This is a genomic window from Grimontia indica (assembly GCF_000333895.2).
GTDB lineage: Bacteria > Pseudomonadota > Gammaproteobacteria > Enterobacterales > Vibrionaceae > Enterovibrio > Enterovibrio indicus.
On record NZ_ANFM02000034.1, the window covers coordinates 52,432 to 65,909 of the forward strand.

16 protein-coding genes are annotated in these 13,478 nt (G+C 48.5%); all 16 read left to right on the forward strand.

What is annotated here, in order from left to right:
- The first annotated feature begins 237 nt into the window (after positions 1 to 237).
- The 16 genes from D515_RS18435 (at position 238) to D515_RS18510 (ending at position 13,477) form a co-directional block, all read left to right on the forward strand.
- Entirely contained in the window at positions 238 to 1,161 is a 924-nt protein-coding gene (locus tag D515_RS18435; RefSeq protein ID WP_002540649.1) for a LysR substrate-binding domain-containing protein, read from the forward strand.
- Positions 1,162 to 1,364: 203 nt separating this feature from the next.
- Positions 1,365 to 1,883 (forward strand): Hcp family type VI secretion system effector, encoded by a 519-nt coding sequence (locus D515_RS18440; protein ID WP_002540653.1) that lies wholly within the window; start codon positions 1,365 to 1,367, stop codon positions 1,881 to 1,883.
- 87 nt (positions 1,884 to 1,970) lie between these two features.
- A complete protein-coding gene (locus tag D515_RS18445) occupies positions 1,971 to 3,977 on the forward strand; it encodes a type VI secretion system Vgr family protein (protein ID WP_002540654.1) in 2,007 nt (668 codons plus the stop codon).
- The gene (locus tag D515_RS18450; protein WP_002540655.1) at positions 3,977 to 4,966 is read left to right on the forward strand and encodes a DUF4123 domain-containing protein; all 990 of its coding nucleotides are present in this window, start codon (positions 3,977 to 3,979) and stop codon (positions 4,964 to 4,966) included. The genes D515_RS18445 and D515_RS18450 overlap by 1 nt, the downstream gene beginning before the upstream one ends.
- Positions 4,963 to 5,814 (forward strand): HNH endonuclease, encoded by an 852-nt coding sequence (locus tag D515_RS18455; protein WP_002540656.1) that lies wholly within the window; start codon positions 4,963 to 4,965, stop codon positions 5,812 to 5,814. The genes D515_RS18450 and D515_RS18455 overlap by 4 nt, the downstream gene beginning before the upstream one ends.
- A gap of 22 nt (positions 5,815 to 5,836) precedes the next feature.
- A complete protein-coding gene (locus tag D515_RS18460; RefSeq protein WP_039850299.1) occupies positions 5,837 to 6,361 on the forward strand; it encodes an SMI1/KNR4 family protein in 525 nt (174 codons plus the stop codon).
- Positions 6,362 to 6,399: 38 nt separating this feature from the next.
- Positions 6,400 to 6,978, forward strand: a complete 579-nt coding sequence (locus D515_RS18465; protein ID WP_002540658.1) for an SMI1/KNR4 family protein — start codon at positions 6,400 to 6,402, stop codon at positions 6,976 to 6,978.
- Positions 6,971 to 7,528 carry an SMI1/KNR4 family protein gene (locus D515_RS18470; protein WP_232314488.1) on the forward strand — a complete coding sequence of 186 codons (558 nt, stop codon included), beginning with the start codon at positions 6,971 to 6,973 and terminating at the stop codon, positions 7,526 to 7,528. The genes D515_RS18465 and D515_RS18470 overlap by 8 nt, the downstream gene beginning before the upstream one ends.
- Complete coding sequence (locus D515_RS18475; RefSeq protein WP_039850300.1) at positions 7,525 to 8,199, forward strand: hypothetical protein; 675 nt, start codon at positions 7,525 to 7,527, stop codon at positions 8,197 to 8,199. The genes D515_RS18470 and D515_RS18475 overlap by 4 nt, the downstream gene beginning before the upstream one ends.
- Before the next feature lie 9 nt (positions 8,200 to 8,208).
- Positions 8,209 to 8,508, forward strand: a complete 300-nt coding sequence (locus tag D515_RS18480) for a PAAR domain-containing protein (protein ID WP_002540662.1) — start codon at positions 8,209 to 8,211, stop codon at positions 8,506 to 8,508.
- Positions 8,509 to 8,688: 180 nt separating this feature from the next.
- Positions 8,689 to 9,477: an ABC transporter ATP-binding protein gene (locus D515_RS18485; protein WP_002540663.1), complete on the forward strand. Its 789-nt coding sequence runs from the start codon at positions 8,689 to 8,691 to the stop codon at positions 9,475 to 9,477.
- A 26-nt stretch (positions 9,478 to 9,503) separates the two neighbouring features.
- Positions 9,504 to 10,463 (forward strand): ABC transporter substrate-binding protein, encoded by a 960-nt coding sequence (locus tag D515_RS18490; protein WP_002540664.1) that lies wholly within the window; start codon positions 9,504 to 9,506, stop codon positions 10,461 to 10,463.
- Positions 10,464 to 10,534: 71 nt separating this feature from the next.
- Entirely contained in the window at positions 10,535 to 11,491 is a 957-nt protein-coding gene (locus D515_RS18495) for a FecCD family ABC transporter permease (protein ID WP_002540665.1), read from the forward strand.
- 195 nt (positions 11,492 to 11,686) lie between these two features.
- On the forward strand, positions 11,687 to 12,391 hold the full coding sequence (locus tag D515_RS18500; RefSeq protein ID WP_002540666.1) for a HupE/UreJ family protein: 705 nt from the start codon (positions 11,687 to 11,689) through the stop codon (positions 12,389 to 12,391).
- Positions 12,392 to 12,406: 15 nt separating this feature from the next.
- A complete protein-coding gene (locus D515_RS18505; protein WP_002540667.1) occupies positions 12,407 to 13,021 on the forward strand; it encodes a preprotein translocase subunit SecE in 615 nt (204 codons plus the stop codon).
- 96 nt (positions 13,022 to 13,117) lie between these two features.
- Positions 13,118 to 13,477 carry a YciI family protein gene (locus tag D515_RS18510; protein WP_002540669.1) on the forward strand — a complete coding sequence of 120 codons (360 nt, stop codon included), beginning with the start codon at positions 13,118 to 13,120 and terminating at the stop codon, positions 13,475 to 13,477.
- Position 13,478: the final 1 nt, after the last annotated feature.

The window sequence follows — 13,478 nt, forward strand, 5'->3', positions numbered from 1 at the left end:
GACTATTGCTCGATGTGTTAATAACAGGTTAAATTTGCATCACTGGTATGTAAATTACAGAGTTTTGTCTAGTGTTATTAGAAAAACAGATAACAAAAAGTGCTGTGATATCACCTAATGAAACTGAGTTATTTTGTTGATATTTAATGATTAAATTGTTTTTTGGTGTCATTTTTCAAACCTGTCGACAGGTCTGGATATCAGAAGAATGGATACAAGACTTAAGGAAAACAGAACATGCTCCCAACCATGAAACAGATTCGCTATTTCATCGCGACGGCGGACTCCGGGCAGGTCTCTCAAGCGGCCAATGCCATGCACGTTTCCCAGTCAGCGATTACCACCGCCATTAAACAGTTGGAGGAGATGCTGAATGTGAACCTGTTTGTGCGTCAGCCTCATGGCATGTTGCTGACCTATGAGGGGAACCAGTTTTACCAACATGCCACGCACATTGTGAAGGAGCTGGAAGAAGCCATGTTACTTTCGCACCGCTCCGCCAATCAGGTTGAAGGCACAATTACCGTCGCCATGTCTTACACCGTGGCGGGATACTTTGTGCCACCCTACCTCACCCGGTTTCAGCGCAGCTACCCCAATGTGAACCTGAAGCTGGTGGAAGCCACCCGGGGGGATATCGAAGAAGGCGTGGTGTCAGGGGAATTTGATGTTGCCTTTATGCTGACGTCCAACCTAATTAACCAGGAAGACATCAGTTTCCAAACCCTGTTGAGTTCCCAGCGTCGATTGTGGCTCAGCTCCAGTCATCCTCTGCTGGAAAACAAAATGGTGACCTTCCACGATGTCGCTCAATATCCCTACATTATGCTAACGGTCGATGAGGCAAGTAATACCGCTCTGCGCTATTGGAACCAAACGCCCTATCAGCCCAATACCATTTTCCGCACCTCTTCCGTGGAATCCGTGCGCAGTCTCGTCGCCAATGATTACGGCATCACCATTCTGTCAGACATGGTTTACCGGCCCTGGTCATTGGAAGGGAGAAGGGTGGAAGTGCGTCCACTGGCTGATCATGTACCGCCGATGGATGTGGGTTTGGTTTGGTCGAGAAAGCGCGAGCGTAGTGATGCGGTCACCGCATTCTGTGAATTTATGGAGCTTTCAGTGACGCCGGATAGCGGTTTTTCGCAACGGTACTGATCAGTTTCTAAGGATTAATCTGGTTTCACCTTTCAGGCCAGAAATTACCCAACGGGCAAGAATTGCGTAAATTTTGAGCAGTTTTTTGCCCGGGTATTTGGTTGAAATTCTCAAGTGTCTGTTTATCTGAAAAGACCTAATTGGCATATGTGTTGCCTGTGTGTATTGGTCGATACATACACTCGCTGCAGAAGGAATACGTAATGCCAACTCCATGCTATATCGCGATTGAAGGTCAAACCCAAGGCAATATCACTGCCGGTGCATTTACCGCCGATTCTGTCGGTAACATCTATGTTGAAGGTCATGAAGATGAAATGCTGGTTCAGGCATTTGATCACATCGTGACCGTTCCCACCGACCCACAAAGTGGTCAGCCGTCAGGTCAACGTGTCCACAAACCATTCAAGTTCACCGTGGCGCTGAATAAAGCGGTTCCCCTCATGTATAACGCGTTGTCATCGGGTGAAATGCTGCCGAAGATTGAACTCAAGTGGTACAGGACATCAGTAGAAGGTAAGCAGGAACACTTTTTCTCGACCATTTTGACAGACGGCACCATCATCGATATTGACTGCAATATGCCGCACTGTCAGGACTTAGAGAAAAAAGAGTTTACTCAGCTAGTGACCGTGTCCGTGGCTTACCGAAAAATCGATTGGGAACATACCGTCGCAGGCACATCAGGTGCCGACGACTGGAGAGCGCCAATCGAAGGGTAAAAAAAACTGGGTAAGCGTCTACTCAGTTGATGCTTACCCGTTATCCATCGAACAGATACCGCACAAGCGTCTAGGGATGGTTTAACGATGGCGAACGCGACAGGGCTACAGTTCACTTTTCAGACCAGCAGTCTGGATCTTTCATTGTTTGGTGTTCTTGGCTTTTCCGTTGAGGAGGGGCTTTCGACGCCCTTCGTGGCAAAAGTTGAGCTGGTAAGCCGTGAAGCAGGCGTTTCGCCTGACCAACTGGTAGACAAAGACGGCTTACTTTGCGTATGGAAAGACGGTGTGCTGTACCGGCAATTCCATGGCATCGTCAGCCGTTTTACCCGCGGGGACACCGGTCATTCGCAAACCTACTACTTTCTGGAGCTGGTTCCTGCGCTGAAGCGGTTGAGCTTGCGCCAGAATAGCAGGATCTTCCAAAGTGCAGATGCCGTTCAAATCATCTCTACGCTGCTGGAGGAGATGGGCGTTGATGATTTCGCATTCTCACTGACACACACGCCCGCTACCCGCGAGTATTGTGTTCAATATCGAGAGTCTGATTTAGATTTTGTCGAACGCTTGGCAGCTGAAGAGGGCATGTTTTACTTCTTTGAGCAATCAGGCGGTAAGCATTCTCTGGTGTTTGCGGACGACAGCTCCGTACTATCTGCTATATCTACCCCACTGACTTACGAGCCAAACATTGGCGGCGTGGCTGAATATCCCTATATCCGTAGCTTCAAACCCTCCAGCGAAATGGGGGCGTCCAGTGCAACTCTCAAAGATTACAGTTTTAAAAAACCCGACTATGGGTTGGTGCACAGCCACACAGGGACAGATCTCAGCTTTCAGCGGGCGAGTTATGAACACTACGACTATCCCGGACGGTTTAAAGACGACGGTTCGGGGAAACCTTTCACTCAGTTCCGGCTTGAATCTCTGAGGCGCGAAAGTCTGTCCGCTTCTTTGCTAAGCAATATTCCCGCCATCTCACCGGGTCTGAAAATGACGGTTGAAGGGCCTGAAGAAGCGTCTGACGTCAACATGGAATGGCTTGGTGTCAGGGTTATTCATATAGGTACCCAGCCTCAGGCAGCACAGGAATCGGGGGGCGAAGGCCAAACGACCTACAACAACGAGGCTTTGGTGATTCCGGCAACCAGAACCTGGCGTCCGATGCCGAATATCAAACCCCGTGTTGATGGTCCTCAAATTGCGATTGTCGTGGGGCCAGCCAATGAAGAAATCTTCTGTGATGAACATGGGCGGGTCAAAGTCCAGTTTCCTTGGGACCGAGTGGGGGAATGGAACGAAAACTCCAGTTGCTGGGTGCGTGTGGCACAGGGCTGGGCAGGGGCGAGCTATGGCGCTGTGAGTGTACCGAGGATCGGTCACGAAGTGATTGTCAGTTTTCTAGAAGGAGACCCGGACCAGCCGATTGTAACGGGAAGAACCTATCACGCTGCCAACCTTGTTCCACAGTCATTGCCAGCACATAAAACACAGACTGTGTTGCGGACGCAAACCCACAAAGGTGATGGCTTTAACGAGCTGCGCTTCGAAGATGAGTCAGGCAAAGAAGAGATTTATGTCCATGCTCAGAAGGATGTTAATCGTGTTATCGAAAACAACGAAGGTGACATTGTTGGTAATGACAGGCAAAGGGACGTTAAGAATAACGAAACGGTAAAAATCGGTGATACCCAGAAGATCAGTGTCGGCAATGATCAACACATCAAGGTCAACCGCTTTTTGACTGAAACGGTCGGGATAGCCAGCACACTTACGGTGGGCGGTGCGTATCAAGTGACCGTCGGAGGGGCAAAAAATGAATCGGTCGCGTTGGTTAGCGCAGAGCAAGTTGGGACGATTAAATCCATTGTTGCGGGTAAATCGATTCACTCCAACACCAAGAAATACGTCGTTCAAGCGGAGAAAATCGTGCTCAGTACAAAGGGTGCCATGATTGAAATGGATGCATCCGGCATTTTGATTAAGGGCAATCAAGTCAAAATCAAAGGCAACGCAATTGATTTTTCGAGTGCGGGCGGTGGCGACAAAGAGGACAAGCCATTTAAAGAAAAATGCACCAAGGGGAAAGGGTAATGACAGTAACAGAAACCCTCAGTGCATCCTTACTCAAAGCCAAAAATCAAAGTGAAGAATGTCGCCTTTATGTCCTTCTCGACCCTTCACACAACGAGCAGCTCATCGCCGCGGTTCAGGGCATGTCGACGCGTCATCGTTGCCTGTTTGTCGGGGAAGATTTAGAAGAATTTCAGGAAGAATCTCCCTGGATAGCTGAAATTCTTCATGGAGAGCCGCTTTTTGACTGGCTACTCAAAGAAACCTTTGGCAAACAGCAGGCACTGTACTTTGTTAGCAATCAGGGGATAGACAGCCTCTTCACCAAACTTCAAAGGGTCAAAGAGGTCGTCGAGCCGAGTGGGGAGTTGGTTTATTTCCGGTTTTACGATGCCAATACGCTGAACCGTTATTTACCTGTGTTTTCAGAAGGACAGCGACGTGAGTTTTTCAGCGCCATGAACAGTGTTTACGCTGAGGAAGGGGAAGAGGGCTTCTTCACGTACACGCTGAATGCGGACGCGACCATGAACTGGTCGGTATCTGGCAACATTGAAGATTCAGGCATTTACCCACTTCCGGGATTAAAAACCGAAGAACATGACCCGTCTCTACCTTGGTTTTTCACCGAGGAGCAGCTTCAGTATCCGTTGTTCGCCCATCGCGACGAACTGATCGATGACTTGATTGAATACCTGGAGTATGAAGAAGTCGAAACGGTGCACTTCTATCCAAAAGGGTTTGTCCGAGCCATGGTTAATCAGGGCATAGAGCACTGTTTTACTTACAAAGTTCTGGACCTTATCCATATGCGGCTTTTCATTAACCTGATGTGGACGATCAACCCCCAGTTTCATCTACAACCCTCCATACATCAGGTGTTATCCCAATCATCCAGCACAGAAGAAAAGTTCGATACGCTGCTGTCTGATGACTTTGAGGAAGTCTGGATACGTGCTGGCGCAGAAAAATACAAGGATTGGTGGCCTGAGGGTGAGGGGGCGTCATGAGTAACGAATATACGCGTTTGTTAGAAGAAGCCAGAGACAAAAAGCTATGGGAAGAAGCGGGAGAGATTGCCAAAAACAACCCGCAGATCATCACAGATATCACAGGGATTTTTGACCCGACACCGGCAAGTGATGGGATTTCTGCCGTCATTTCGGCGGCAAAAGGGGACTGGCTCGGAGCCGGTTTGTCATTAGTTTCTATGATCCCTTATGCGGGGGATGCACTGGCAAAGCCTGCTAAGTTTGCCAAATATGGGAGCAAGGTTCAGGGACTGGTCGGGCTGATGTTTAAGAAGTTCGACAATGTCGCCTCGATGACCAAGTCTTATGAAAGCGTCTTGTCCGCTACACAGGTGATGAAAGCTAGGATGCAAGCGCTGAGAAAAGCCAGAGCTCAAATGATTGATGCGCGTAAAAGGGCCTTCAAGTGCAAAAAATGCGAGCAATTTAAGCGCAAACACAAAATGCCATCTAACCGAAAAGGAACATGGAATCCACCCGGTGCCAATGACCCGAAAAGCCCGAATTTTGGCTCAGGGAAACTGACGTTTAACAAACCTGTGGACCTTCCAAACCCGCCTGGTGGTCAGGTTAAATCAATCGATTATCAGGATGGTTTTCCTGTATTTAAGGACAAACACGTTCATGGCAGGGTGAGAGTTACTGATTTGAGCAACAACGTCGCAACTGACAGCGCATTGTTGAAGCAACAGGGGATCACGGCTCCCGGTAAAGATTGGACTCTACACCATTTTGAAGATGGTACGCTGGGTTATGTCCCTTCCAAGCTACACTCCAAAGCAAGCCACACAGGTAGCCGTTCAATCATGGACACGGATGCGTTCTAGCGACGAATTAATGAGGAAAGATATGCCGTCGAACATTGAGACACTAAGTCAGCAAATCGTTTGGAAGTCTATTGATGCTGAGGACGGGGAAACACCCGAGCTGTTTTGTTCGACTGAAGAACAAGTGCTAGCAGTGGAAGCATTTCTCAATACCAAGTTACCCCAAGATTACAGATGGTTCCTCAGAAATGTAGGGAGACGCTTGATTGAGGATCAGAGAATTGAAGTCAGAGTGAACGGTATATCGCTGGAATTTTTAGACTGGTTTCGGGATGCCGTTGATGTATTGACATTCACCATGATGGCAAGCGATGTCGATGATGATGGTGACGCCCGCATCCCACCGAATTTAGTGGTGATGGAAAGCTCCATTTCCCGAGACTTATTGTTGCTTGATGTCTCCGAGAATAACTACGGGAAAGTCTGGTACATGAATGGCTATCAAGGCGAAAAAGACTGGTCTGGACACAATTACGAAGGACTTGTGCTTTTGGCTGACTCATTCACCGAGCTGTTGGAAAAGATTGTCCAATATGAACCCAACTGAAATCAGCCAACCAACACCTGTTTCACAAGGAGACGCAAATGAACAAAGAGAAACTGTTGTCGTTTTGGAAGCAGGAAATAGTTAGCACGGAAGACCTGGGTGACCGTTTGTCTTCTCAAGAAGCAATATCGGATTTTGAGGCCAAGCATGGTGTTGTGTTACCAGAGGGGTTCAAATCTTTTCTGACAGAATACGGCGCGTGTAGTTTTAATGACCTTGAACAGAACTTTTGCGTTTATATGTTGGATGTAGGTGAACGCAGTGTGCCGGGTTTTGTGGCGCATAACTTCATTTACAACGTGGATGATATTGAAGATACGCTGTTTGAGTTGAACGAGGAACTGCCTGATTTCTGGGAAACGGATGCCGCGTTGATCCCACCCACCATGATCCCCATTGCTGACAGCTTGGCCGATGACAATGGCTACCTTCTGATGAACTTGGCGGAGAAACATTATGGCTCTTTGTGGCATTGGCGGTTTACCCAGAATGCATGGGGAGACAAGGGAAATGATTCCATCATCTTGATTGCCATTAGCTTCGAAGACTGGCTTGAAAGTCTGGTGACGTATGAAGAAGCCGAATTGATCGTGGCTCAGGGTGGGAGCAGTGTCTGATTCCAATCATGTGATTGAGCAGCTATGTAAAGATATTTCTTGGAGTCCAATAGCCGAAGAGTGTGAAACGAAAGACGTTTATTGTGCAATGGAGCAAGAGCTGGTCGCGCTTGAAACGTTTCTGAATCGTAAGCTACCGAAGGATTATCGATGGTTTATGAAAAGCTATGGGATGCGTAGCTTCGAAGATGAAAGAGTTCATCTCAAGTTGAGTGGAATTTCGCTATCTTTTCTCTCTGCATTCCTGGCTGCCGACTCAGCACTTGTTGTCACCCAAATGTACTCTGATGATGGTGAAGACAGAAGAATCCCGGATGAAAGTTTGATCATTGCGGATTCTATTTCCGGTGATTTTTTAGTGATGGATCTTTGTGACGAGCGATTTGGCTTTATCTACTTTCTCAGCAATCTGAAGCCATGGGGAGCTTTTGAAGACAGTGACTACCTTGTTTTAATTGCCGAGTCGCTGACAGATTTGCTGTTAAAGATTGTAGAGAATGACTCGGTTGAGGAGCCTGCTTTCAATATCCCTGACGAAATGATTCGATGAAACAGCTGGAAAAAATCGCCAAATGTTCAACAGCAATCATCGCGACAGAATATGGAAATCTTCCCGATGTTTTCCAGCGTCATTATTTTCAGCAACCGGCAGCGACACTGGCGGTTTCAAGTGAGATTTTGTTAGCAGGGCTTTCGAACAATACGAGTTACCGCCGTCTTTCGGGGCTACCTAAAAGGGCGGTGAGATTTACGGCTGATTGCATCATCGAGCCCCAAGATTACTTACCCAAATTAGGCGTAGTGAGTTGGAAAGATTGCGTTGGAATGGCAATGCTGCCCAAAGGGTTGCTTCACCCAGAAAGTCAAAATGAAGTGCTATCGTGCTGGCTGACAAACCTATCGGACCGAATGGCTCAGGTACTTCATGCGTATGTCGCAGACCAGGTAACACCGAGGCTGTATTTGTTTCCGTATCATGACTTTTCTGCGCGTTCTGAATACCGACTGGCAGTTTCCGGAGGGGCATTATTGGACGCTCGTTGTTATCGGCAACGGCAAGATTTTCAAGCCGGTTACCGAGAAGCGATAAAGAAGTGGTGGCTCGGCCTTGGGGATCATGTGGCGCAACTTGAACAACCTTTACTGATTGATGTTGTTTTGGATACATCGAGAGGGTTTGCGATCATTGATGTGAACCCAAACCTTCAATTATATCAATGAGGTATTGCTATGGGTAAACCTGTTTCTTTACTTGGCCATATGCACGTCTGCCCCAAGGTAGAACCCGGCCCAGTTCCTCATGTGGGAGGTCCAATCATCGATGCTGGCCAATCGCTAGTGAAGGTCAATGGTATTCCTGTCGCAGTGGTCGGAGGCAAGGCAATTTGCACCGGTGTAGGTATGCCTGATGACCTGAAGCAAGGCTCCTCTTTGGTGAAAATTAACGGAAAAGCCGTGGTGAGAATGGGAGACGGTTGCGCGCATGGTGGTCAGGTGGTGCAAGGATGGCCGACCATTACCATGAGCTAACCTGAAAGACTCTTTTCTCAACGTACTTTTGTGCGGCTTTGTTCCTTTCAACTTTTCTGGGAATGGGCGCTGCCATTCTCTCTTTTATGACGCTCGGAAAGACTCATTTTCCTGCCTATTGACAAGTCTACTTATATAAATGTTATGTTATAACATATCAATTTAATCCGCGGGCATAAGATGAAAGGAACTCATCAACCCATACTCTCATTGGCTGACTTCTGTGCTGATAGCCTCTCAGGTTGGCGCGCGGTGTCTGACGTGACGTTTTCTGTTTCCGCAAACGAATGCATCGCTGTTATCGGGCCTAATGGCAGTGGGAAATCGAGTTTGCTTAAAGCCATCACAGGTGAATACCGGAAAGTGGCGGGTGAACTCTGGCTTGAAGGCTGCGCTGAAGAAAATCTGAATCGCTTATACCGGGCGAAAAGAGTGGCGGTGGTTGCCCAGCATGAACATGTCGACCCAAGGTTGAGTGTGAGTGAATATGTCGGTTTGGGTCGGGTGCCACATACCTTCTGCTGCACTGAAAAAGAGCATCAACGTGCCGTCAAACAAGCCATTCATGACACAGGTTTGTCTGCCAAAGAAAATCGCCTGTTCGGCTCTCTATCCGGGGGTGAAAAACAGCGTGCCAGCATTGCCCGCGCATTTGCTCAGGAACCCAAGCTTTTGCTTCTGGATGAGCCTACCAATCACCTTGACCCATTGGCGCGTCTTGAGCTGCTCGACTTGATTAAACAGCGCGGCATCGCGTCGATTGCAGTGCTGCATGATTTACCTCTGGTCGCGCCTTTTGCGGACAAAGTGATTTTGATGGCCGGGCAGAAAATGGTGACCTGCGCGTCCCCCAACGAGGTGTTGCAGGACGCATTCATTACCCCCGTTTTTGGTCTTCGTGTATTTCCACTCAGCCATCCCCAAATCAACAACATGGTGCATCATTTTGAAGCCGCACCGTCCCATTAAGCCATGCCATTAATAGGAGCTGCACAATGAAGTGGTCAGTCGCATCGACGCTGTTCTTCCTTTTTCCCATCGCCATCGCTAATGCCAAAAGCACGGAATATCCGGTCACGGTCGATAACTGTGGGAGTCCACTGACAATTGAAAAGCGCCCGAATGCTGCTGTGTTTCACGACATCAACATGACGGAGATGGCTTTTGCTCTTGGCTTGGAAGACAGCATGGTGGGTGTGACAGGCATTACAGGTTGGTACAAGATGTCTCCTTCTTTTGAAAAAGCACTGGGCGACATTCCTGAACTGGCACCCAAGTATCCTTCGCTGGAAACCCTGATTGCGGCTAAAACCGACTTCTTCTTTGCCGGCTGGAACTACGGGATGAAAGTCGGTGGCGAAGTGACTCCGGAAACCCTAAAACCTTATGGCATCGACACCCTTGTGCTCTCGGAAAGCTGTATTCACACCAATAAGCTGGAGCAAGGCGCCAGTATGGCGTTGCTCTATGATGACATCAAAAAGCTGGGTGTGATTTTTGATAAGCAGGATGAAGCGGAAGCTTTGGTGGAAGCCTGGCAAGCCAAAATGAAAACGGTCACTTCTCAAAGCAACGCAGAAAATAAAGCGCCTAAGGTCTTCCTGTTTGATTCCGGTGAAGACAAGCCATTCACCGCGGGTAAATTCGCGATGCCTAGCGCAATGATCAAAGCGGCGGGTGGGGAAAATGTCACTGATGGCATGGAAACCAGCTGGGCCAGAACGTCATGGGAACATGTCGCGACAGAAAACCCTGATGTGATTATCCTTTTAGATTATCAAACCGCCAGTGGCGCAGATTCATTGAAAACCTTCCTTGAACAACACCCTTTGATGAAACATACCAATGCGGTAAAGGATGGTCGCTATGTGAAGCTGCGCTATGAGCAGTTAACGCCGGGACCCGCCAATATTCAGGCAATCGAAAAGCTCGCTCAGGCCTTCTATCCGCAATAACCTAGAAAGCACCTAGATTGATTGCAGGAATCAACAAATATCGCGCAGCATGGCTACTGGGAATCAGTGCCATGCTGATTGCTTTTGTGCTGAGTTTGCAGTTTGGAACTGTACCGCTTTCCTTGGGACAAGTGCTTGAAGGCTTGATCTCGTTCAACGAAGACGATGCCAGCATAACAAGCCGTATCCTGATGGATTTGAGGTTACCCAGAGCCATACTCGCACTGATTGCAGGCGCTGGTTTAGCCTTGGTGGGTGCTTTGCTTCAAACTACCACACGCAATGATTTGGCGGATCCTTTCCTATTTGGCTTATCGTCTGGCGCGTCGGCCGGGGCGGTATTGGTGATTACCAAGATCGGTGATGCGCTTGGGATATGGTCTCTGCCTATTGCTGCATTTGCGGGGGGAATTGTCTCAGCCGCTGCGGTACTGATGCTCTTTTCCCTCCAGAAAAAGCAAGGTGACAACAACATTGTTCTGTGTGGGTTGGCCATCTCCTTTTTGTTTGGTGCTGTGACCAGCTTTCTTATCTACTCGGGTGACCAACGTGCTGCGAGCTCAATTTTGTTTTGGACGATGGGCGGACTGGGTTTAGCCCGTTGGGATAATCTGATTTTTGCTGCTGCGGGCTTGCTCTGCTTGGTGGTTCTGATTCTGATGCGATACCGGGAGTTGGATACTTTGCTTGTCAGCGAGCAAACATCCCACTCGCTGGGTATCAATGTTGACAGGCTGCAAAGTGAAGTATTCCTGTGTTGCGCTTTTTGTACGGCTTCGATTGTTGCACTCACCGGCGTGGTTGGGTTTGTGGGATTGATGGTGCCTCATCTGGTGCGCCCATTTTCGGGGATGACCCACAAGCGTGCGCTGCCTCTCATTGCGTTGTGGGGGGCGGTGATCTTAACCCTTGGCGATCTTGTCAGCCGCACCATTCTGGCACCACAGGAACTGCCAGTCGGCATTGTCACTGCGGCCTTGGGCGGTTTGTTTGTGCTCTATCTTGTCTGGAAGAAGCCAGCCCGTTGAAAGAATAGAGAGTGTGGTCAAGTTTTCCTCAATACTGTTGAGAGCGCAAAAACTGTAATGACGACGATCTCACTGTTTTGTTGTTTTCTTGACCATTTGGTAAATGAAGACGCTAAGCTTTTCGGTTTAAATAACATCCCGTTGAGGCAGCAAAGGACGTGTTGCTTTTTCCTGTAGAACAATTGCGGAAGGACTATGCGAAGAAAAACGCTCTCAACCATGCTCAGCACAGTTTTGCTGTTTTTGGTTGCTATCAGCAGCTCAGAGGCGTTTGCGCACGCCGTCGCGGAAGGCGACAAAGGTTACATTCAGGAAATCACAGGCACACATGTCATCGCTTTTATGTACCTTGGTGCAAAGCATATGGTGACAGGTTACGACCACATCCTCTTCCTGTTAGGCGTTATCTTCTTTCTCTACAGGCCAAAGCACATAGCGCTTTATGTCAGCCTGTTTGCCTTGGGGCATTCAACCACAATGCTGCTGGGCGTCTATTTCAACATTGGTATCAACAGCTACATCATTGACGCGATTATTGGCTTGTCTGTGGTGTACAAAGCCATGGATAACCTCGGTGCTTTTCAGCGCTGGTTTGGCGTCCAGCCGAATACCAAACTTGCCACCTTGCTATTCGGCTTCTGTCACGGCTTTGGTTTGTCATCCAAAATCATTGATTACGATATCTCACCTGATGGACTGGTTCCCAACCTATTAGCTTTCAACATCGGCGTTGAACTTGGTCAACTCTTGGCTTTGGGCGCGATATTGATTCTGATGGTGTTCTGGCGTCGGCATACCCACTTCTATCGCCATGCATACTCCGCCAATGTTGTGATGATGAGCCTGGGTTTTATGCTGATCGGATATCAGTTAACGGGCTACGTTGTGGCGCAGCATTAAGAGAAGGAACTCAACATGTATAACTCCGATATGCCCACCCGCGCAGAATTACCCACGTCGAAACAGCTTATCCGCTCAACGCTGATTGCGCTTGTCATCGCGATCTTCTTGCTGGTGACAGTGATTTTGCCTGCGGAGTATGGCATTGACCCAACGGGTATTGGCCGGGTGTTAGGGCTTAAAGAGATGGGTGATATCAAAACGCAGTTAGCCCAAGAGGCAGCAGCAGATAAAGCCACCAATAGCTTAAGTGTCACGTCAGATATCAAGGAAGTAGAAACACCTGCTATCACCGAGTTTCAGGGCGAAAAACCCGTCTGGAAAGATCGGGTGCTGTTGGCACTTAAACCCGGACAAGGGGCGGAAGTGAAGCTGATGATGAATAAGGGAGAGCAAGCGATATTTGAATGGAAAGCCAAAGGTGGAGCTGTGAATTTTGACGCACATGGTGATGGGAATGGCCATGCGGTTAGCTATGAAAAGGGTCGCGGGGCGATCGAAGATCAAGGTGTGTTAACGGCTGCATTCACGGGCAACCATGGCTGGTTTTTCCGTAATCGCAATGACCACACTGTTATGGTGATATTACGCACCAGCGGTGAGTATGCCGAAGTTAAGCGAATCTTTTGAGCAGCAGGTGACAAAATTTTTTTCCCATACATGTCGAAAATTGCGGGTTGGGATCGTCCTTGTAGCGAGAACCATCATTAAAGAAGGAATTTGGAAATGAAATACATGCTACTGCTTTACGCTGCACCGGATAAAGAGCCTCAATACGGGACGCCGGAATTCGATGAAATGATGGCCGCGTTTGCCGCAACCAGTGAAGCCTATGAGAAAGATGGGGTGCTGGTGGGTGGTGAAGGGCTGCAAGATATCGAAACAGCGACGTCTTTACGGATAAAGTCCGGCAAGGTGGAAATTATGGATGGTCCTTTTGCGGAAACCCGTGAGCACTTAGGCGGCTATTACGTGCTGGACGTTGCGGATCTGGATGCAGCCTTGAAATATGCCGAGATGATACCTGTCGCCCACTTTGGCACCATTGAGGTGCGGCCTTTGTTGGTCTTTGATCAAGAGAGCTGAC

Coding starts and splice junctions, on each gene's coding strand:
- D515_RS18505 (WP_002540667.1), top strand. CDS start 12,407: ATGTATAACTCCGATATGCCCACCCGCGCAGAATTACCCACGTCGAAA.
- D515_RS18490 (WP_002540664.1), top strand. CDS start 9,504: ATGAAGTGGTCAGTCGCATCGACGCTGTTCTTCCTTTTTCCCATCGCC.
- D515_RS18435 (WP_002540649.1), top strand. CDS start 238: ATGCTCCCAACCATGAAACAGATTCGCTATTTCATCGCGACGGCGGAC.
- D515_RS18475 (WP_039850300.1), top strand. CDS start 7,525: ATGAAACAGCTGGAAAAAATCGCCAAATGTTCAACAGCAATCATCGCG.
- D515_RS18495 (WP_002540665.1), top strand. CDS start 10,535: ATGCTGATTGCTTTTGTGCTGAGTTTGCAGTTTGGAACTGTACCGCTT.
- D515_RS18485 (WP_002540663.1), top strand. CDS start 8,689: ATGAAAGGAACTCATCAACCCATACTCTCATTGGCTGACTTCTGTGCT.
- D515_RS18455 (WP_002540656.1), top strand. CDS start 4,963: ATGAGTAACGAATATACGCGTTTGTTAGAAGAAGCCAGAGACAAAAAG.
- D515_RS18440 (WP_002540653.1), top strand. CDS start 1,365: ATGCCAACTCCATGCTATATCGCGATTGAAGGTCAAACCCAAGGCAAT.
- D515_RS18480 (WP_002540662.1), top strand. CDS start 8,209: ATGGGTAAACCTGTTTCTTTACTTGGCCATATGCACGTCTGCCCCAAG.
- D515_RS18510 (WP_002540669.1), top strand. CDS start 13,118: ATGAAATACATGCTACTGCTTTACGCTGCACCGGATAAAGAGCCTCAA.
- D515_RS18445 (WP_002540654.1), top strand. CDS start 1,971: ATGGCGAACGCGACAGGGCTACAGTTCACTTTTCAGACCAGCAGTCTG.
- D515_RS18465 (WP_002540658.1), top strand. CDS start 6,400: ATGAACAAAGAGAAACTGTTGTCGTTTTGGAAGCAGGAAATAGTTAGC.
- D515_RS18450 (WP_002540655.1), top strand. CDS start 3,977: ATGACAGTAACAGAAACCCTCAGTGCATCCTTACTCAAAGCCAAAAAT.
- D515_RS18500 (WP_002540666.1), top strand. CDS start 11,687: ATGCGAAGAAAAACGCTCTCAACCATGCTCAGCACAGTTTTGCTGTTT.
- D515_RS18460 (WP_039850299.1), top strand. CDS start 5,837: ATGCCGTCGAACATTGAGACACTAAGTCAGCAAATCGTTTGGAAGTCT.